Source organism: Pseudomonas baltica, from assembly GCF_014235765.1.
Classification (GTDB): Bacteria; Pseudomonadota; Gammaproteobacteria; order Pseudomonadales; family Pseudomonadaceae; genus Aquipseudomonas; species Aquipseudomonas baltica.
On record NZ_JACMYH010000005.1, the window covers coordinates 1 to 18835 of the forward strand.

At 61.8% G+C, this 18835-nt stretch carries 19 protein-coding genes and 1 tRNA gene; 6 read left to right on the forward strand and 14 right to left on the reverse strand.

Annotation, left to right across the window (positions count from 1 at the left end):
• Positions 1-119: 119 nt before the first annotated feature.
• The 9 genes from H7993_RS16235 to H7993_RS16275 form a co-directional block, all read right to left on the reverse strand.
• On the reverse strand, positions 120-1289 hold the full coding sequence (locus tag H7993_RS16235) for a tyrosine-type recombinase/integrase (RefSeq protein WP_057409487.1): 1170 nt from the start codon (positions 1287-1289) through the stop codon (positions 120-122).
• A 212-nt stretch (positions 1290-1501) separates the two neighbouring features.
• A complete protein-coding gene (gene ychF / locus H7993_RS16240) occupies positions 1502-2602 on the reverse strand; it encodes a redox-regulated ATPase YchF (RefSeq protein WP_122475237.1) in 1101 nt (366 codons plus the stop codon).
• Between the two features lie 21 nt (positions 2603-2623).
• Positions 2624-3208 carry an aminoacyl-tRNA hydrolase gene (pth, locus tag H7993_RS16245; protein ID WP_043192904.1) on the reverse strand — a complete coding sequence of 195 codons (585 nt, stop codon included), beginning with the start codon at positions 3206-3208 and terminating at the stop codon, positions 2624-2626.
• A 73-nt stretch (positions 3209-3281) separates the two neighbouring features.
• Positions 3282-3887 carry a 50S ribosomal protein L25/general stress protein Ctc gene (locus H7993_RS16250; RefSeq protein ID WP_122475235.1) on the reverse strand — a complete coding sequence of 202 codons (606 nt, stop codon included), beginning with the start codon at positions 3885-3887 and terminating at the stop codon, positions 3282-3284.
• A gap of 137 nt (positions 3888-4024) precedes the next feature.
• Positions 4025-4966: a ribose-phosphate pyrophosphokinase gene (locus tag H7993_RS16255; RefSeq protein WP_043192909.1), complete on the reverse strand. Its 942-nt coding sequence runs from the start codon at positions 4964-4966 to the stop codon at positions 4025-4027.
• A gap of 47 nt (positions 4967-5013) precedes the next feature.
• A tRNA-Gln gene (locus tag H7993_RS16260) sits at positions 5014-5088 on the reverse strand.
• A gap of 53 nt (positions 5089-5141) precedes the next feature.
• Positions 5142-5987: a 4-(cytidine 5'-diphospho)-2-C-methyl-D-erythritol kinase gene (ispE, locus tag H7993_RS16265; RefSeq protein WP_185795007.1), complete on the reverse strand. Its 846-nt coding sequence runs from the start codon at positions 5985-5987 to the stop codon at positions 5142-5144.
• A gap of 19 nt (positions 5988-6006) precedes the next feature.
• On the reverse strand, positions 6007-6621 hold the full coding sequence (lolB, locus tag H7993_RS16270; RefSeq protein ID WP_185795117.1) for a lipoprotein insertase outer membrane protein LolB: 615 nt from the start codon (positions 6619-6621) through the stop codon (positions 6007-6009).
• A 27-nt stretch (positions 6622-6648) separates the two neighbouring features.
• Positions 6649-8376 (reverse strand): tetratricopeptide repeat protein, encoded by a 1728-nt coding sequence (locus H7993_RS16275; RefSeq protein WP_185795008.1) that lies wholly within the window; start codon positions 8374-8376, stop codon positions 6649-6651.
• Between the two features lie 164 nt (positions 8377-8540).
• Between H7993_RS16275 and hemA the strand changes: the two genes are divergently transcribed.
• From hemA to H7993_RS16305, 6 genes are all read left to right on the forward strand, one after another.
• Positions 8541-9818: a glutamyl-tRNA reductase gene (hemA, locus tag H7993_RS16280; protein ID WP_122475232.1), complete on the forward strand. Its 1278-nt coding sequence runs from the start codon at positions 8541-8543 to the stop codon at positions 9816-9818.
• The gene (prfA, locus tag H7993_RS16285; protein ID WP_122475230.1) at positions 9815-10897 is read left to right on the forward strand and encodes a peptide chain release factor 1; all 1083 of its coding nucleotides are present in this window, start codon (positions 9815-9817) and stop codon (positions 10895-10897) included. The genes hemA and prfA overlap by 4 nt, the downstream gene beginning before the upstream one ends.
• Before the next feature lie 3 nt (positions 10898-10900).
• Entirely contained in the window at positions 10901-11731 is an 831-nt protein-coding gene (prmC, locus tag H7993_RS16290) for a peptide chain release factor N(5)-glutamine methyltransferase (protein ID WP_185795009.1), read from the forward strand.
• The gene (locus tag H7993_RS16295; protein WP_185795010.1) at positions 11725-12480 is read left to right on the forward strand and encodes a molybdopterin-synthase adenylyltransferase MoeB; all 756 of its coding nucleotides are present in this window, start codon (positions 11725-11727) and stop codon (positions 12478-12480) included. The genes prmC and H7993_RS16295 overlap by 7 nt, the downstream gene beginning before the upstream one ends.
• Complete coding sequence (gene murI, locus H7993_RS16300) at positions 12473-13264, forward strand: glutamate racemase (protein WP_185795011.1); 792 nt, start codon at positions 12473-12475, stop codon at positions 13262-13264. The genes H7993_RS16295 and murI overlap by 8 nt, the downstream gene beginning before the upstream one ends.
• Before the next feature lie 115 nt (positions 13265-13379).
• The gene (locus tag H7993_RS16305; RefSeq protein ID WP_122475223.1) at positions 13380-13898 is read left to right on the forward strand and encodes an acyloxyacyl hydrolase; all 519 of its coding nucleotides are present in this window, start codon (positions 13380-13382) and stop codon (positions 13896-13898) included.
• A gap of 72 nt (positions 13899-13970) precedes the next feature.
• Here the strand turns inward: H7993_RS16305 and phrB are convergent, their stop codons facing one another.
• The 5 genes from phrB to H7993_RS16330 form a co-directional block, all read right to left on the reverse strand.
• Positions 13971-15392, reverse strand: a complete 1422-nt coding sequence (gene phrB / locus H7993_RS16310; protein WP_185795012.1) for a deoxyribodipyrimidine photo-lyase — start codon at positions 15390-15392, stop codon at positions 13971-13973.
• A gap of 20 nt (positions 15393-15412) precedes the next feature.
• Positions 15413-16324: a MerR family transcriptional regulator gene (locus H7993_RS16315; protein ID WP_185795013.1), complete on the reverse strand. Its 912-nt coding sequence runs from the start codon at positions 16322-16324 to the stop codon at positions 15413-15415.
• Entirely contained in the window at positions 16314-17276 is a 963-nt protein-coding gene (locus H7993_RS16320; protein WP_122795335.1) for a YbgA family protein, read from the reverse strand. The genes H7993_RS16315 and H7993_RS16320 overlap by 11 nt, the downstream gene beginning before the upstream one ends.
• Positions 17277-17393: 117 nt before the next feature.
• A complete protein-coding gene (locus tag H7993_RS16325) occupies positions 17394-17618 on the reverse strand; it encodes a TIGR02450 family Trp-rich protein (protein ID WP_122475217.1) in 225 nt (74 codons plus the stop codon).
• Complete coding sequence (locus tag H7993_RS16330; RefSeq protein WP_342345057.1) at positions 17615-18589, reverse strand: NAD(P)/FAD-dependent oxidoreductase; 975 nt, start codon at positions 18587-18589, stop codon at positions 17615-17617. Before H7993_RS16330 ends, H7993_RS16325 begins: the two co-directional genes overlap by 4 nt.
• Positions 18590-18835 lie beyond the last annotated feature (246 nt).

Here is an 18835-nt window from a genome sequence, read left to right on the forward strand (position 1 = left end):
AATAGACGGCAGGCCCGCTGAGCGACGTTTGTAAGCGATATCTGCGGCCGTATTAACCATCTTCGTCTCCTGCTCGCTCAGGCTGCTGACAAAGCCGCTGGGTAGGTACCGTGATTGGTTCATCCCTTCCTCCAGACATCCAAATGATCTGCCCAATCCTGCATCATCAGGCGGCGCTCGTCGAAGTACGTCGCATGATTATAGGCTCGACGGACGTTATTCTGATCCGCGTGAGCAAGCTGAGCTTCGATGGCGTCTGGGCGGTATCCGAGCTCGTTCAATCGAGTGCTACCAGTAGTTCGTGTGCCGTGGGGGCTGTATTTACCGCTCCACCCTATAACTTTCAAAGCTTGGCGCATCGATGCAACTGCCATCGGCATCTGTCTGTTGTCTCGGCCAGGGAATAGATGGTGCCGGGTGCCAGTGATGGTGTGGAGCCCCTTGAGCATCTGGATTGCCTGGCGGGGGAGGGGAACTACGTGCTCCTTGCGCGCCTTCATTCTTCGCGAAGGTATTCGCCAAATCGCTGCTTCAAGATCAAATTCCTCCCATTCGGCTTCGGCTACCTCGCTCGGTCGGCCTAGCGTCCACCACATCAGCTGGATGCAATAATTGAGCTGGAAGCTGCAACGGTGGTTGTCGAAATCACGTAATAGCTTGCCGATCTGATCCGTGGTTAGGGCAGTCTTATGCTGCGTTTTGTTGGTGGGCAGTGCTTTACGAACTGGCCAGACTGGATCGCTATCGGCTCGGAGCGTGGCGACGGCATACTCAAACACCGCAGACATGGTGCGACGAGCCTCTGCTGCTACGCTCGGAGCGCCGCGCTTGAATGTGGACTGGAGGATGCTGAGTATCTGAGCTGAGGTAACCTCGCGAACAGGAAGTTTTCCTATGTTGGGAAACACCACTCGCTCCAACATATCGAGGCGTCGATTTTTGGTGATGTCTTCCCAGTCTTTGGTCTGTAACCACTCTTTGGCTATGACATCAAATGTATTGGTCGCCTCGTTTGCTTGCCTAACCCGGTCTAGCTGCCTTTGCTGGGCTGGATTCACGCCCTCCTTGACCAGCTTACGTGCCGCTTCGCTTCGTTCTCGTGCTTCTGACAGTTTCACGGCCGGGTATTCGCCGAGTCCGATCATGCTGGACTTGCCATTCAGCGCGAAGCGATACCGCCATGCTTTCACGCCTGTAGGTTTGACCTCCAAGTACAGACCACGTTGGTCATTGAGCCGATATAGCTTTTCCTTCGGCTTGGCGCTGCGGCAGTGGGCATCGGTTAGCAATCTCAAGTCTCCGTGTGCTGTAAACCCACTGTACTCACCACTCTAGCGCTTAGCAAATTCACGTACTCAAAAACCTACTCACCTCTTGGATGAAAGCGGCAGAAACAAGATGCGACTTTCTGAAACAGAAAAACCGCGCAAAGGCGCGGTTTTAATGGGTTTTGGTCAGTTTCACAGTGTTTCAAAAAACACCGTGAAACTTAATATTCCGATCAGACGTTGAAGCGGAAGTGCATCACATCACCGTCCTTGACGATGTATTCTTTGCCTTCCAGGCGCCATTTGCCCGCTTCCTTGGTACCGGCTTCGCCGTTGTACTGGATGAAGTCGTTGTAGGCGATGACTTCGGCGCGAATGAAGCCTTTTTCGAAGTCGGTGTGGATCACACCGGCGGCCTGTGGCGCGGTGGCGCCGATCTTCACGGTCCAGGCGCGGACTTCCTCGACGCCGGCGGTGAAGTAGGTCTGCAGGTTGAGCAGTTCGTAGCCGGCGCGGATCACGCGGTTCAGGCCGGGCTCTTCCAGGCCCAGGGCCTCGAGGAACATGTCCTTCTCTTCGCCGTCGTCGAGCTCGGCGATCTCGGCTTCGATCTTGTTGCACACCGGCACCACGATCGCGCCTTCTTCTTCGGCAATCACCCGTACCACGTCCAGCAGCGGGTTGTTCTCGAAGCCGTCTTCCGCAACGTTGGCGATGTACATGACCGGCTTGGTGGTCAACAGATGGAAGCCGCGCACGACCGCCTTCTCGTCGTTGCCCATGGTGCGCATCAGGCTGCGGGCCGGTTTGCCCAGGGTGAAGTGGGCAATCAACTGCTCCAGCAGGCCCTTTTGCACCACCGCGTCCTTGTCGCCGCCCTTGGCGTTGCGCGCAACCTTCTGCAGTTGCTTCTCGCAGCTGTCGAGGTCGGCGAAAATCAGCTCAAGATCGATGATCTCGATGTCGCGCTTGGGGTCGACGCTGTTGGAAACGTGGATCACGTTCTCGTCTTCGAAGCAGCGCACCACGTGGGCGATGGCGTCGGTTTCGCGGATGTTGGCGAGGAACTTGTTGCCCAGCCCTTCACCTTTCGAAGCGCCGGCCACCAGGCCCGCGATGTCGACGAACTCCATGGTGGTGGGCAGCACGCGCTTGGGATTGACGATGGCAGCCAGTGCTTCCAGGCGCGCATCGGGCATCGGCACGATGCCGCTGTTGGGCTCGATGGTGCAGAACGGAAAGTTCTCGGCCGCGATCCCGGATTTGGTCAAGGCGTTGAACAGGGTGGACTTGCCGACGTTGGGCAGGCCGACGATGCCGCAGTTGAATCCCATGGTGAATCCCTCTTCGAAGAGTCAGGCCTTTTGGCTGTGCAGGTTTTTCATCGCGCGATTCCACTCGCCGGCGAAGATATCCGGCAGCACACCGAGGGCAAAATCGATACTGGCATCCAGCTTTTCCTGTTCGGCGCGCGGGGCGCGGCCAAGAACGAAATTGGACACCAACTTGCTGTCACCCGGGTGGCCGATGCCAAGCCGCAGACGGTGAAAGCCATTGTCATTGCCGAGCTGCGCGATGATGTCGCGCAGGCCGTTGTGCCCGCCGTGCCCGCCGCCCAGTTTGAGCTTGGCGACGCCGGGGGGCAGGTCGAGTTCGTCGTGGGCCACCAGGATCGCTTGCGGCGGTATGCGAAAGAAATTCGCCATCGCTGCGACGGATTGACCGCTGCGGTTCATGTAGGTGGTGGGGATCAACAGACGAACGTCATGGCCCTGATGGCTGAAACGCGCCGTCAGGCCGAAATACTTGCGATCGGCTACCAGGTTCACACGGTGTGCCTGGGCGATGCGCTCAACGAAAAGAGCCCCTGCGTTATGCCGGGTCTGTTCGTATTCGGGGCCGGGGTTACCCAGGCCAACGATCAGTTGTATGGCGGTCACGGCAGGGGCTCTTCCTTGTCGAGTCGTGGACGCCACCCGAGGGTGTCATCCACAGCTCGGCGTGCGAGTAAGATTACTCGGCAGCGCCTTCTTCGGTTTCTTCGTCGGCAACGATACGCGGAGCGTGGACGTTGGCAACTGCCAGGTCGGTACCATGAGCCAGTGCGACGAACTCGACGCCTTGCGGAGCCTTGAGGTCGGACAGGTGGATGATGGTGCCGATTTCAGCGTCAGCCATGTCGACTTCGATGAACTCGGGCAGGTCTTTCGGCAGGCAGGTGACTTCCAGCTCGGTCTCGGTGTGCGAGATCTCGCCGCCTTTCTTGACAGCCGGTTCCTGGTTCATGAAGTGCAGAGGCACGATGGCGGTCAGTTTCTGGCCGGCGATCACGCGTACGAAGTCAGCGTGCAGGACGTGACCCTTGGCTGGGTGACGCTGCAGTGCCTTGATCAGGACGTTCTGCTTGGTGCCACCAACGTTCAGTTCGATCACGTGGCTGAAGGCAGCCTCGTTTTCGAGCAGCTTGGCAACTTCCTTGGCCAGCATGCTGATCGACTCAGGGGCTTTTTCGCCACCGTAGACAACAGCTGGTACCAGGCTGGCGAGACGACGCAGGCGGCGGCTCGCACCTTTCCCCAGGTCGGAACGCGCTTCGGCATTCAAAGTGAAATCGTTCATGTGTTTCTCCAAAATAACCACGTTCGCCCAGCGTTTGCGACCAGCGCCAAGGCGATACGGGCAAAAAAGCCCCGGCCCGACAGAGTGTCGGGCCGGGGCGCTTTTCGTCAGAACGGTGCTCGCGAAGGGCAGAGCCCTCAGCGGAACATCGCGCTGATCGATTCTTCGTTGCTGATGCGACGCATCGCTTCGGCAACAACCGGGGCGATATCCAGTTGACGGATACGCCCGCAGGCTTGTGCGGCTGCGGAGAGCGGGATGGTGTTGGTCACCACCAGCTCGTCCAGCACGGATTTCTCGATGTTCTCGATCGCACGCCCCGACAGGACCGGGTGGGTGCAATAGGCGAACACCTTGGCCGCGCCATGTTCTTTCAAGGCCTTGGCCGCGTGGCACAGAGTGCCGGCGGTATCGACCATGTCGTCGACCAGGATGCAGGTACGGCCTTCGACATCACCGATGATGTGCATCACTTCGGAGTGGTTGGCCTTCTCGCGACGCTTGTCGATGATGCCCAGGTCGACGCCCAGCGACTTGGCCACGGCGCGTGCACGCACCACGCCGCCAATGTCGGGGGAAACGATCATGAGGTTCTCGAAGCGCTGGTCTTCGATATCGTCCACCAGAACCGGAGAACCGTAGATGTTATCGACCGGGATATCGAAGAAGCCTTGAATCTGGTCGGCGTGAAGGTCGACGGTGAGGACACGGTCGATGCCCACGACGGTCAGCATGTCGGCGACGACCTTGGCGCTGATTGCCACACGGGCAGAGCGCGGACGGCGGTCTTGACGAGCGTAACCGAAGTAGGGGATCACGGCGGTGATTCGCGAAGCCGAGGAGCGGCGGAAGGCATCGGCCATCAGCACCAGTTCCATCAGGTTGTCGTTGGTAGGCGCACATGTAGGCTGGATAATGAAGACGTCTTTACCGCGAACGTTTTCATTGATCTCGGTGCTGATTTCACCATCGGAAAACTTGCTGACGGAGACATCACCGAGAGGGATATGCAGCTGACGCACAACGCGTCGAGCCAGATCGGGGTTTGAGTTCCCCGCAAAGACCATCATCTTGGACACGCGCAGTACCTGCCGGCTGAGGGTATACCTGGATGAGTATAGGAAAATGGCAGGGGCGGCTGGATTCGAACCAACGCATGGCAGGATCAAAACCTGCTGCCTTACCGCTTGGCGACGCCCCTGTAGCTTGAAACTTCCGAGTGCCCAGCACTCGTTTCCTGTTACAGACTCTCTGTTACAGACTCTGCAGCTTGCGATGCAACATCGAAACGTTGCTTCCCTTGGCCACGAACCCTGTAAGGGTGTCTGCAAGAAGGTGCGAAACTCTATCAGCTTCCGCTTTGCTTGGGAAGGCCCCAAACACACAACTTCCAGTGCCTGTTAGCCGAGCTTCAGTGAATTTGCCAAGCAAATTCAGTGCGTTACGTACATCAGGGTAACGACGCTCTACTACTGGCTGGCAGTCATTACGACTGTTTCCCTCAAGAACGGGGCGCACTTTAATGGGCGCCGAGTCACGTGTCAACAACGGATCCGAAAAAATTTCCGCTGTACTTACAGAGACTTGCGGTACAAGCACGAGATACCAGGGCTGTGGCAGTTCGACCGGGGTCAGTTTCTCGCCCACGCCTTCGGCGAACGCCGCATGGCCGCGCACGAACACCGGCACATCGGCGCCCAGGGAAAGCCCCAGCTGCGCGAGCTGATCTTCACTGCAGCCGGTCTGCCAGAGGTGGTTCAGGGCGAGCAGGGTGGTGGCGGCATCGGAGCTGCCACCGCCGATACCACCGCCCATGGGCAGTACCTTGCGCAACCAGATATCGGCGCCCAGCGCCGTACCGGTCAGTGCCTGCAGCTGCCGCGCGGCCTTGACGATAAGGTTGCTGTCGTGGGGCACGTCGGCTATCTGGGTGTGCAGGCACACCACGCCGTCGTCGCGCAGGGCGAAATCCAGCTCATCACCGTGGTCGAGAAACTGGAACAGCGTCTGCAGCTCGTGATAGCCATCCGCGCGCCGGCCGAGGATGTGCAGCATCAGGTTGAGCTTGGCCGGCGCGGGCAGGGTCAGTACGGGGTTCATGGAAGTGCCTGCGCTCATGTCACTGCCCCAGCCGGCGCGGCTGCCAATCCTTGACCACCAGGGTCACGTCCAGGTCCTGGCCATGCAGCTTGATCCGCTCGGGCAGCCAGTAGCCATTCTGTTCGGTGTAGCTCAGGTATTCGACTTTCCAGCCGTCCTGGGAAAGTCCCGCGAGGCGGCTGTCGCCATCCAGGGTCAGTTGGCTCTTGCTGTCGGGGGCCGGCAGGCCGCGGACCCACCAGGACAGATGCGAAACCGGCAGTTTCCAGCCCAGTTGCTGTTCCAGCAGTTCTTCGGGGGTCGTGGCCTGATAGCGGCCCTGATTGGCCACCTCCAGGCTGACATCGCCCGGGCGTCCGGTCAGGCGCGCCGCACCGCGCCCCAGAGGGCCGGACAGGCGGATGTCGTAGTAATCCTGACGCTGCAGCCAGTACAGGGTGCCGGAACCGGAGTCCTTGGGCGCACGGATGCCGATCTTGCCGTTGATCTCCCAACCGTCGAGCTGGGTGAGTTGCTGTTTGTGCACTTGCCACTGTTGCGGGTTGCCCTGACCCTGCAGGGCTTCGTGGGAGCCCATGCCGGCGCAGCCGGTGAGCACGGCGATGAAAGTGGCAACCAGCAGGTGACGCATCATGTAGGAGGTAGGACGCAAAGACATGGATTAAAGATTCTCTGAACCGGTCAGGCGCAGGATGGTGCTGCGCAGGACAGGGCTGTCGGGTTGTTCTTGCAGGGCCTTGCCCCAGATTTTGCGCGCCTCGCGCTGCTTGCCGCTGGCCCACAGCACTTCGCCCAGGTGGGCGGCCACTTCGTGGTCGGGAAAGCGTTCCAGCGCGTCGCGCAGATAGCGCTCGGCGGCGTCGAGGTTGCCCAGTCGGTAATTGACCCACCCCAGGCTGTCCAGCACGGCTGGATCTTCGGGGTTGATCTGGTGGGCCCGCTCGATCAGGGTGCGGGCCTCCTCGAAGCGAGTGGTGCGGTCGGACAGCGTGTAGCCCAGGGCATTGAGCGCCATGGCATTGTCCGGCTCGCGCGCCAGAATGGCCCGCAGGTCCTTTTCCATCTGTACCAGGTCGTTACGCTTTTCAGCCAGCATCGACCGTGTGTACAGCAGGTTCAGGTCGTCCGGATTCTGTTTGATGGCGTTCTGCAGCACCAGCCAGGCGGCTTGGGTCTTGTCGTTGTTGGCCAGGGTTTCGGCTTCGATCAGGTACAGCTGGATTGCGTAGTCGGGCTGGGCATCGCGTGCCTCGGCCAGGCGCCGTGAAGCCTCGTCGGCGCGGCCGTTGGCGATCAGGATATCGGCTTGACGCAGCTGGGCGGGCAGGTAGTCGGTACCGACATCCACCTGGGCGTACTCATCGAGCGCTGTCTGTGGATCGCCGCGTTCTTCGGCGATGCGGCCCAGGTTCAGGTGTGCGGAGTCGACGTGACTGCCGCGCTCCACCAGTTGCTGGAGGTAATTGTAGGCTTCGTCCCAGGCCTTGCCTTCGAGGCACACCAGGGCCAGCGAATAGCGCAGTTCGTCGTCGTCCGGGTATTGCTGAACGAGAATCGCGAACTGCAGCTTGGCGTCGTCCATGCGGTTCTGTTCGACCAGCATGCGCGCGTAGGTCAGGCGCAGACGCTTGTCGTCGGGGATTTTCTTGAGGTTTTTTTCCAGCAGTGGCATGGCTTCGCTGCCGCGATCCAGCGCGGCGAGCAGACGGGCGCGCAGCAGGATGGGGGCGATTTCACCTTCCTGGGGTGGATTGCCTTCCAGCAACGCCAGGGCGCCTTCGGTATTGCCATCCTGTTGCATCAGCAAGGCCTTGCCGAAGATCAGCTGGCCGTTGCCGGGGTACTTGCCCAGCAGGCGATCGAAACTTTGCAGCAAGCCGCGCCGGGTACTTTCGTCGGTGTCGGCCGCCGACAGCGCAAGAAAGTCGAAATGGGTGTCACCCTGGCCCTGCAGGACCTTCTCCATGTACACCAGCGACTCGTCGTACTTGCCATTGCGCGCCAACTGAATGGCAGCAGCACGCTGCGCGTCGAGGTCGGTGGGGGCGTTTTTCGCCCACAACTGCGCGGTCTCCAGCGCTGGCTGATCGGCGCCCAGGTATTCGGCGATGCGGAAAGCGCGTTCGGAAATGCCCGGATCCTGCGTCTTGCGGGCCTGGGTCACGTAGTTGCCCAAGGCAAGATCGAAGCGATCACGCTGCCCGGCCAACTCTGCACTGAGCAGGCTGAACACGGTTTCCTCGCTGAACGAGCCGTAGACCTTGGGCGTCTCGTCCGGCGCAGGCGCCGGCTGCGCCACGGGAACCGGAGTCGCCTGCTCTTTGGGTGGCCATGACTGGCAGCCCTGCAGCAAGGCGAAGGCGAGGAGCAACGTGGAGGTTCTATTCATAGAGGGGATTTTGGCGGCTTACCTGCGGTCGGATCATCATGACACAAGCCACAGGTCAAACCCATAACTCGAGGTTGCCTATTAGGACAATAGATAGCGGTGGTTGTTCTGGGCCGGACGAAGTAGGACAATTACCGGCTTCTCGACATCATCAGCGACCTTGAATGGCCTTTCTCGCCCTCGGTATCAACCATAAGACTGCTTCGGTAGACGTGCGCGAGCGCGTGGCGTTTACCCCGGAGCAGCTGGTAGAGGCCCTGCAGCAGCTTTGCCGGCTGACCGACAGCCGTGAGGCCGCGATCCTCTCGACCTGCAACCGCAGCGAGCTGTACATCGAACAGGATCACCTGGCTGCCGATGCCGTGCTGCGCTGGCTGGCCGATTACCACCGTTTGAGTGTGGAAGAGCTGCGCGCGAGCGCTTATGTGCACGAAGAAGATGCGGCTGTTCGTCACATGATGCGCGTGGCGTCCGGGCTCGATTCGCTGGTGCTGGGCGAGCCGCAGATTCTCGGGCAGATGAAATCCGCCTACGCCGTGGCCCGCGAGGCCGGCACCATCGGGCCGCTGCTGGGGCGTCTGTTCCAGGCGACCTTCAGCGCTGCCAAGCAGGTGCGCACCGACACCGCAATCGGCGAGAACCCGGTTTCGGTGGCGTTTGCCGCCGTCAGCCTGGCCAAGCAGATCTTCAGCGACCTGGCGCGCAGCCAGGCCTTGCTGATCGGCGCCGGCGAAACCATCACCCTGGTCGCACGTCACCTGCACGAGCAGGGGGTCAAGCGCATCGTGGTGGCCAACCGCACCCTGGAGCGCGCCAGCACCCTGGCTGCGCAGTTCGGCGCCCATGCCGTGCTGCTTTCCGATATTCCCCAGGAGCTGGTCAACAGCGACATCGTCATCAGCTCCACCGCCAGCCAGTTGCCGATCCTGGGCAAGGGCGCGGTCGAGAGCGCGCTGAAACTGCGCAAGCACAAGCCCATCTTCATGGTCGATATTGCCGTGCCGCGCGACATCGAACCCGAGGTCGGCGAGCTGGACGACGTCTACCTGTATACCGTCGACGATCTGCACGAAGTGGTTGCCGAGAACCTGAAAACCCGCCAGGGTGCCGCCCAGGCCGCCGAAGAACTGGTAAGCGTGGGTGCCGACGATTTCATGCTGCGCCTGCGCGAGCTTGCGGCGGTGGACGTGCTTAAGGCCTACCGCCAGCAGGGCGAGCGCCTGCGCGACGAGGAGCTGCAGAAGGCCATGCGCCTGCTGGCCAACGGCGGCAACGCCGAAGAGGTGCTTGCGCAACTGGCCCGGGGCCTGACCAACAAGTTGCTGCACGCACCCAGCGTGCACATGAAAAAGCTCTCCGCCGAAGGCCGCGTCGATGCGCTGGCCATGGCCCAGGAACTCTTTGCCCTCGATGAGGGCTCAACGGATAAACCGCCGCAATGAAAGCGTCACTGCTCAACAAGCTGGACACGCTCCAGGACCGATTCGAGGAACTGACCGCCTTGCTGGGCGACGCTGAAGTCATTTCCGAGCAAACCCGCTTCCGCGCCTATTCCAGGGAATACGCCGAAGTCGAGCCCGTGGTGCTGGGTTACCAGCAATGGGCCAAGGTGCAGGCTGACCTGGAGGGCGCGCAGGCGTTGCTCAAGGACAACGACCCGGACATGCGCGAGATGGCTGCCGAGGAAGTGCGCGAAGCCCGCGAGCAGTTGGTGCAACTGGAGGGCGCGCTGCAGCGCATGCTGCTGCCCAAGGACCCCAACGACGGTCGCAACGTTTTCCTCGAGATCCGCGCCGGTACCGGCGGCGATGAAGCGGCGATCTTTTCCGGCGATCTGTTCCGCATGTATTCGCGCTATGCGGAACGCCGTGGCTGGCGCCTGGAAATTCTTTCCGAAAACGAAGGCGAGCATGGCGGCTACAAGGAAGTCATCGCCCGCGTCGAAGGCGACAGCGTCTACGGCAAGCTCAAGTTCGAGTCCGGCGCGCACCGTGTCCAGCGCGTGCCGGAAACCGAATCCCAGGGCCGCATCCACACCTCGGCCTGCACGGTGGCCGTATTGCCTGAACCGGACGAGCAGGTGGCCATCGAGATCAACCCGGCCGATCTGCGCGTGGACACCTACCGGTCCTCCGGTGCCGGTGGCCAGCACGTCAACAAGACCGACTCGGCGATCCGCATCACTCACCTGCCGACCGGCATCGTGGTGGAATGCCAGGAAGAACGCTCGCAGCACAAGAACCGCGCCCGTGCCATGAGCTGGCTGTCGGCCAAGCTCAACGACATGCAGAGCAGCGCGGCGGCCAATGCCATCGCCAGCGAGCGCAAGCTGCTGGTGGGGTCGGGCGACCGTTCCGAGCGCATCCGCACCTACAATTTTCCGCAGGGCCGGGTAACCGACCATCGTGTCAACCTGACCTTGTACTGTCTGGATGAAGTGCTGGCCGGCGGCGTCGATGCAGTGATAGAGCCGCTTCTGGCTGAATATCAGGCCGATCAGTTGGCCGCGTTGGGTGAATAGAACATGACCATCATTGCCAGTCTGTTGCGCGCTGTCGAACTGCCCGATTCCCCGACCGCACGCCTGGATATCGAGCTGTTGCTGGCCGCGGCACTGGGCAAGTCGCGCAGCTACCTGCACACCTGGCCCGAGCGCATCGTGCCCAGCGAAGCTGCCAACGCCTTCGCCGCCTTCATAAAGCGTCGCCAGGCGGGCGAGCCGGTTGCCTATATCCTGGGCCAGCAAGGGTTCTGGAAGCTCGACCTGGAAGTGGCCTCGCACACATTGATTCCGCGTCCCGAAACCGAGCTGCTGGTAGAGGCTGCGCTGCAATTGCTGCCGACCAGCTCGGCGCGAGTACTGGATCTGGGCACGGGTACGGGAGCGATTGCCTTGGCCCTGGCCGGCGAATGCAGTGCCTGGCAAGTCACCGCAGTCGACCGCGTCGCCGAAGCGGTGGCCCTGGCCGAGCGCAACCGGGTGCGCCTGAACCTGGGCAATGCCCGGGTGCTCGAGAGCCACTGGTTCAGCGCCCTGCAGGGCGAGCGTTTCGACCTGATCGTCAGCAACCCGCCGTACATCGCCAGTGCCGACCCTCATCTGCGTGCCGGCGACGTGCGCTTCGAGCCCGCCAGTGCATTGGTGGCCGGCGAAGACGGCCTAGACGACCTGCGCCTGATCATCGGCCAGGCACCTGCACACCTGCATCCGGGCGGCTGGCTGCTGCTCGAACACGGCTACGACCAGGCGCCAGTGGTGCGTGAGCTGCTGGCTCAGCATGATTTCGAGCAGATCGAAAGCCGCATCGATCTCGGCGGTCACGAGCGCATCACGCTGGGGCGGTTGCTGTGCTGACCGATCAGGAGCTGCTGCGCTACAGCCGGCAGGTGCTGCTGTCGCAGGTCGACATCCAGGGCCAGCTGAGGCTCAAGGGCAGCCGGGCACTGATCGTCGGCTTGGGTGGGTTGGGCTCGCCGGTGGCGCTGTACCTGGCTGCTGCGGGCGTCGGCGAGCTGCATCTGGCAGACTTCGATACGGTCGATGTGACCAACCTGCAGCGCCAGGTGCTGCACGACAGCACCTCGGTGGGTATCAGCAAGGTCGATTCGGCCATTGCCCGGCTGGGTGCGATCAACCCCGAAATCGCCCTGGTGGCGCACCGCGCCGCGCTGGATGAAGACTCGCTCAGTGCAGCGGTTGCTGCCGTCGACCTGGTGCTCGACTGTTCCGACAACTTCGCCACGCGCCATGCGGTGAATGCCGCCTGCTTTGCCGCCGGCAAACCGCTGGTCAGTGGTGCCGCGATCCGCCTGGAAGGGCAGTTGTCGGTGTTCGACCCACGGCGTCCGGAAAGCCCCTGCTATCACTGCCTGTACGGCGAGGGCAGTGATGCCGAGCTGACTTGCAGCGAAGCCGGCGTGGTGGGTCCGCTGGTGGGGCTGGTAGGCAGCCTGCAGGCGCTGGAGGCGTTGAAGCTGCTGGCGCAGTTCGGCGATGTGCTGGTCGGTCGGCTGCTGTTGATCGACGCACTGGGCACCCATTTCCGCGAAATGCGGGTCAAGCGCGATCCCAAGTGCCCGGTCTGTAGCATGCGGCATGTCTGAAGCGCCTGTCGGCGTGTTCGATTCCGGCGTCGGCGGCTTGTCGGTGCTTGGCGAAATCGAACGGCTGCTGCCTCGCGAGTCCCTGCTGTACGTGGCCGACACCGGCCACATTCCCTATGGCGAAAAATCCAGCGAATTCATCCGTGAGCGTTGTGCCACGGTTGCGCATTTTTTTCACGGCCAGGGCGCCAAGGCATTGGTGCTGGCCTGCAACACGGCCACGGTCGCTGCAGTGGCGGATCTGCGTCGAGGCTATCCCGACTGGCCCATCGTTGGCATGGAGCCAGCGGTCAAACCTGCCGCGGCAGCGACCCGCAGTGGTGTCGTCGGTGTGCTGGCCACCACCGGCACCCTGCGCAGCGCCAAATTCGTGGCACTGCTCGATCGTTTTGCCAACGAAGTGCAGGTCATCACCCAGCCGTGTCCCGGACTGGTCGAACTGATCGAAACCGGCGATCTGGACAGTCCGGCGCTGCGTCTGTTGCTGCAGGGGTACGTGCAACCGTTACTGGACGCTGGCTGCGATACCCTGATTCTGGGCTGCACGCACTATCCGTTCCTCAAGCCCCTGTTGGCCACCATGGTCCCGGCCAACGTGGCGCTGGTCGATACCGGCGCCGCAGTAGCGCGTCAGCTACAGCGATTGCTGAGTGCCGGAAACCAGCTGGCTGATGGGCCGGCGCGGCCCGCGCAGTTCTGGACCAGCGGATCGGTAGATATTTTTCGAAATGTCCTACCGAAGCTGTGGAATTTTTCTGACAATGTGCAAGTATTCACGTTGTAAAAAAAATGTGAAAAAAACGGGGTGTAACACTGAACTTACGTTCCAACTCCGATTCCATAGCATGTCCATTTTTTCGACAAAAATTCTTACAACTGCATTCGGTAGGATGTTTCTCATGAAGAGACTGTTCAGTTTGGCTGCGCTTGCGGCTTTGATGTTGGGGCAATCGGTGACCGCGAACGCGGCCGACCTATCGTTTTCCGCGGGCGAAACGGGCGAATCGTCCCAGGTCTATCGCATTGGCTTGCAATCCAACTGGGACAAGAGCTGGTTCCAGACCGACATCGGTCGCCTGACCGGCTACTGGGATGCCGGCTATACCTACTGGGATGGCAAGGACTTCAAGGACAACCACAGCCTGTCGTTCGCGCCAGTATTCGTCTACGAATTCGGCGGCGGTTCGATCAAGCCCTACATCGAGGCCGGCATCGGTGTCGCCGCCTTCGCGCACACGCAGATCGAAGGCAACAAGCTGGGTTCCTCGTTCAACTTCGAAGACCGTATCGGCTTCGGTCTGCGCTTCGGTGGCGGTCATGAGCTGGGTGTGAGAGCGATCCACTACTCCAACGCCGGCATCAAAGAGCCAAACGATGGTATCGAAGCCTACACCCTGAACTACCGCATGCCGCTGTAAGCTGTCCCTCGGCCAGCATTGGCCGTCGCGCGGGCAGGTTTCCCTGCCCGCGATTGCTTCAATCCTTCTTTCCTATTTGGCTTTGCGTGGCAGGTTCTTGAATGCCGCCAAGGCGCGTGCGCGTCCTTCCTTCAGATCCACGATCGGCCGGGGATAGTCGCTCTGCTTGAGTGCGTCACCTGACGGCGCATGGACCTGCTTGCGATCCAACCCTTCCAGTTCGGGCAACCATTGCTTGAGAAACACGCCTTGCTCGTCGAAACGCTGCGACTGGCTTACCGGGTTGAAGATCCGGAAATAGGGCACCGAATCGGTACCCGTGGATGCACTCCACTGCCAGCCGCCGTTGTTGGAACACAGGTCGCCGTCGATCAGATGCTGCATGAAGAAACGCTCGCCCTCGCGCCAGTCGATCAGCAGGTTCTTGCTCAGGAACATGGCGGTAACCATGCGCAGGCGGTTATGCATCCAACCGGTGGACACCAGTTGACGCATGGCTGCATCGACGATGGGGATGCCGGTGCGTCCTTCTTTCCACGCCTGCAACTCGCTGGGCGCCTTGCGCCAGGGCAGGGCGGCGTATTCCTCGCGAAACGGCCGGTGCATCGAGACGCGCGGATAGCCCACCATGATATGCCGGTAGAACTCGCGCCAGATCAACTCGCCGATCCAGGTCACGGCGCCGACGTTGCCGCTCTCGAACTCACCGCGATTGCTGTTGAGCGCCGCATGCAGGCACTGGCGTGGAGAAACCACGCCGGAAGTCAGGTAGGCGGAGATCTGGCTGGTCCCAGGGTGGGCGGGTAGATCGCGCTCGACCTTGTAGTCTTCGATCGGTTGGTCGGTGAAGGTGTCCAGGCGCTTGTGCGCCTCTTCCTCACCGGCCGGCCAGAGCTTGATGAGCGCCTTGTCGGGGACGGCGAAGCCCTTCACCTGATCGGGCACTGTGTCGGCGGCAATGTGCACCGGTTTCTGCGCGTGGGGCTTTTTCACCAGCGCCGGGACGGACTGGTGCAGGCGTTCGTAACAGACCTTGCGGAACTGGCTGAAGACCTGGAAATAAGTGCCGCCTTTGGTCAGTACGCTGCCGGGCTTGAACAGCGCCTGATCCAGATAACGATGCAGGGGAATGTCCACCTTGGCCAGGGCCGCTCCTACTGCCTCGTCGCGGCGGTTCTCGTTGACACCGAACTCGTCGTTGCAATGCACGGCCTCGATCTTGTGCTCGGCGCAGAGCGCGCTGATGACCTTCGGTGCCTTGTCCCAGGTATCGGCTTCACGCAGCAACAGGGGGATGTGCAGGGACTTGAGGCTGGCGCTCAGTTCCTTGAGATTGCGCAGCCAGAAGTCGACCTTGTTCGGTGAGTCGTCGTGCTCCAGCCATTGCTTGGGGCTCAGCAGGAACACGGCCAGGGTCGGGCCCTGCTCGCAGGCGGCCGCCAGGGCGGGGTTGTCGTGCACTCGCAGGTCGCTGCGCAGCCAGATCAATTGCATGAAAGCCTCGTCATTCGAATTCAGGGTTGCCGGTCGGCCAACACGCCAGACGCCTGCAGCAACTGCTGGGCGTGCAACGGATCGGTCGCCAGGTGCAGATCGGCAATGGGGGAAGGGCCGTCGCCTGCGGCGGCGCGGTGAATGAGCACGGCCGAGCCCACCAGCCATTTGGGGCACGTGCAACCGACCAGCAGCCGCCTCAGCGTCGCGAGGTTGAGGGCCTTGTCGGCGTACAGCACCAGAGCGCGTGCCTCAAGCTTGTCGCAGGCCAGGGCTAGCTCACCCGCCGGCAGCGGCGCGTCGAACACCTGCACCGGGCAATCGCTGCTGCTGATTAGCCAGGCGCCGAGCCACAGATAAGGGTCCGGAGTGACGTCGGCCTGATTGACCAACACCACGGGCGCGCCGTTCAGCTGGCGATTGTTGTGATAGAGGCGCGCACCCAGTTTGCTGCGCAGCCAGCCATGGAAGAACACACGTTGCATCTGCGCCCCGAACTGGCCGGCCCAGCGCTGCTCCAGATCGGTCAGCAGCGGCAGCAGCAAGTGCTCGCACAGGGTGGCGGGTGGATACAGGGCCATCGCTTGATTGAACAGATCATCCAGTTGACGCTCGGCCGTGTCGGCGATGGCCTGGATCAATGTCTGGCGCAGCTGCTGCCAATCGCTCTGGACTTGCGGCCGGGCATCGCGAGGAGCGTCGAGCAGTTGCTTCACCTGGCTGACGGCCACGCCCCGGTTGAGCCAGGTCAGCACGTGCTGGATCCGTGCGATCTGCGCGGCGTCGTACAGGCGATGGCCCTTGGCGGTGCGATGAGGCACGATCAGGCCGTAGCGCCGCTCCCAGGCCCGCAGGGTGACCGGGTGCACGCCGGTTTGCCGGGTGACTTCGCGGATCGGCAGCCAGTCGGTGCCATTGGCGTCAGATGGCATTGCGCAAGCTCAGGTTTTCCGGGTGCGGCTGAAGGTAGGTCTGCTGGGCGATGTACGGGTCCGGATGGATGCGGAACAGGTGCTTGAGCAGCGTCATCGGCACCACCAGCGGAACAATGCCCTCGCGGTACTGATTGATCAGTTGTTGCAGTTCTTGCTTGTCCTGCGCATCGATGTCGCGCTTGAGGTAGCCGCTGATGTGCTGCAGCACATTGCTGTGGGTGCCGCGAGTGGCGCAGCGCTTGAGCGCCTGCATCAGCTCACTGAAATACTGCGGGCCGATCTGCGCGGCATCGCCGCGGCCCATGCTGCCCAGCAGCTTGCCCAGAACCTTGTACTGCAGCGGGTTGTTGGCCATCAGCTGGTATTTGAAGCGCGAGTGGAATTCGGTCAGGGCGCGGCGCGTCAAGCCGTCCGCCAGCAGCGCTTGCCACTGGGCATAGGCGCCGACGCGCACGAGGAAGTTTTCCCGCAGCACCGGATCGCACAGGCGACCTTCCTCTTCCACTGGCAGATCGGGGTGGCGCGCACAGAACGCCTGGGCATAGATGCCTCGGCCACCTTCGCGCTGGGGAGCGCCGTTGTCTCGATAGATCTTCACCCGCTCCAGGCCACAGGACGGCGACTTCTGCATGAAGATGTAGCCACAGAGATCGGTCAGCTCGCCGGCCATCCGTTCGCCGTAGGCGGCCAGAGGCGCGGTGACGTTGATGTCGGGGTGTACGGTACCCACGGCCTGGGTGTGATCCTTGTCGCCGACCAGGCGAATCGGCTCGCGTGGCGTACCCAGGCCGATGGCGACCTCGGGGCAGACCGGGACGAACTCGAAATGCTCGACCAGGATCCGACTGCACCAGCGCGATTCCTTGTGCCCGGCGTTGTAGCGCACGGGTGCGCCGAGCAGGCAGGCGCTGATTCCGATCTTGGGTTTGCTGACGCTGGGCTCTTGCATGACGGACCTCTTCTGAAACCTGTACATACTGACAACGCTGTACAGCATAGTTTCATCTTAGGTCCGTATTTGTACAGGTCAAATGCTTTGTACAGAAATACAGCTCTTGGCAGGGTGTCACTGCCAGCCCATTTTCCAGTTCTGCATATCCTGCAAAGCCTGCCAGGGCATGCGCTCGGCACGGTGTGTGAGAACCGCCTGCAACTCGACCTCCAGCACGACGCCTTCGTCATCGCAGAACACTTCGCTGACCAGGAAATGCTTTTCCCGGTTCAGCGGACGCACGGCGGTCCACTTCGACAGCAACAACTTGCGCGGATTGAGCCGATGCCGGGCATTCATTGCAGGTGCTCGAGCAGGCGCCGCGCGGCTTCCTGGCCACTGAGCCAGGCGCCTTCGACGCGGCCTGACAGGCACCAGTCGCCGCACACGTACAGGCCCAGGTCGGGGTCGGCCAGCGCACCCCATTCATGGGGCTGAGCCGGGCGCGCGTAGAGCCAGCGATGGGCGATGCTGAAGCTTGGCGCAGGCATCGGGCAGTTCACCAGCTCGGCGAAGGCGCCATGCAGCTGTTCGATCACCGCCTCGCGGGACAGGTCGATGTGCTGCTTGCTCCACGCGCTGGTGGCGTGCAGTACCCAGGTGTCGCTGCTGTCGTCACGGCCGGGCTTGCTGCCGCTTCGCGCCAGCCAGTCCAACGCACTGTCCTGCACGAAGCAGCCCTGCATCGGCGTGTCCAGCGGCGTAGCGAAACTCAGCGCCACCGACCAGGTAGGGTCCATCTTGACCCCGGCCACCTGCGTGGCGAGCTTGGGCGCACTGGCCAGCAGCGCCGTGGCCTGGGGCGCCGGCACAGCGAGCACGACGTGGCTGAAGGGTCCATGGCTGGTGCCCTCTGCATCCAGCAGCTCCCAGAATTCCTCGCCCTTGAACACCTCGGCGATGCGGCAGGAAAAAGCGGCAGGCAGGTCGACGGCCATGGTCTTGGCAATGGCGCTCATGCGTGGTGCGCCGACCCAGCGTACCTGCTCGTCCGGCGACGGGCTGAGGCGACCCTGCTTGGCGTTGTACAGCGATGGCGACCACGGCTGCACGCAACCTTCGGCCTGCCATTGCTGGACCTGCGCCACGAAGCGCCGGTCGCGGGCCGTGAAATACTGCGCGCCCAGATCGATGGAACCGACCTCGCTGCGTTTGCTGGACATGCGGCCGCCCACACCGCGCGCCTTGTCGAACAACTGCACGGCATGGCCAGCCTTGTGCAACGCCTGGGCAGCGGAGAGGCCGGCCATGCCGGTACCGATGATTGCAATGGATACGGTCGCTGCAGGTCCAGTCGTCGTAGATGAAGTCGGCGTAGGTAAACTCGGCGTAGGTAAACTCATAGTGCCCTCGTAACAGCTTCGTAAGCGCTATGCGCACGTGTGTTCGGAAAAACAAACCTGTACAAAAGACTTAATAAGTATAAGTTAACGGGATCCTTTTTGCTCAGGTGTCCTATGGTTCATGAGAGAGGCACGCGGATGGAAAGTGCCTGTCTCATGAAAATAGACTAGCGC

Bases quoted from the DNA above. Each gene is read 5' to 3' on its own strand.
- ispE (WP_185795007.1), bottom strand. From the start codon at position 5,987: ATGAACCCCGTACTGACCCTGCCCGCGCCGGCCAAGCTCAACCTGATG.
- murI (WP_185795011.1), top strand. From the start codon at position 12,473: ATGTCTGAAGCGCCTGTCGGCGTGTTCGATTCCGGCGTCGGCGGCTTG.
- H7993_RS16325 (WP_122475217.1), bottom strand. From the start codon at position 17,618: ATGAATGCCCGGCATCGGCTCAATCCGCGCAAGTTGTTGCTGTCGAAG.
- H7993_RS16305 (WP_122475223.1), top strand. From the start codon at position 13,380: ATGAAGAGACTGTTCAGTTTGGCTGCGCTTGCGGCTTTGATGTTGGGG.
- H7993_RS16275 (WP_185795008.1), bottom strand. From the start codon at position 8,376: ATGAATAGAACCTCCACGTTGCTCCTCGCCTTCGCCTTGCTGCAGGGC.
- prmC (WP_185795009.1), top strand. From the start codon at position 10,901: ATGACCATCATTGCCAGTCTGTTGCGCGCTGTCGAACTGCCCGATTCC.
- prfA (WP_122475230.1), top strand. From the start codon at position 9,815: ATGAAAGCGTCACTGCTCAACAAGCTGGACACGCTCCAGGACCGATTC.
- H7993_RS16320 (WP_122795335.1), bottom strand. From the start codon at position 17,276: ATGCAAGAGCCCAGCGTCAGCAAACCCAAGATCGGAATCAGCGCCTGC.
- lolB (WP_185795117.1), bottom strand. From the start codon at position 6,621: ATGATGCGTCACCTGCTGGTTGCCACTTTCATCGCCGTGCTCACCGGC.
- hemA (WP_122475232.1), top strand. From the start codon at position 8,541: ATGGCCTTTCTCGCCCTCGGTATCAACCATAAGACTGCTTCGGTAGAC.
- H7993_RS16250 (WP_122475235.1), bottom strand. From the start codon at position 3,887: ATGAACGATTTCACTTTGAATGCCGAAGCGCGTTCCGACCTGGGGAAA.
- phrB (WP_185795012.1), bottom strand. From the start codon at position 15,392: ATGCAATTGATCTGGCTGCGCAGCGACCTGCGAGTGCACGACAACCCC.
- H7993_RS16315 (WP_185795013.1), bottom strand. From the start codon at position 16,324: ATGCCATCTGACGCCAATGGCACCGACTGGCTGCCGATCCGCGAAGTC.
- ychF (WP_122475237.1), bottom strand. From the start codon at position 2,602: ATGGGATTCAACTGCGGCATCGTCGGCCTGCCCAACGTCGGCAAGTCC.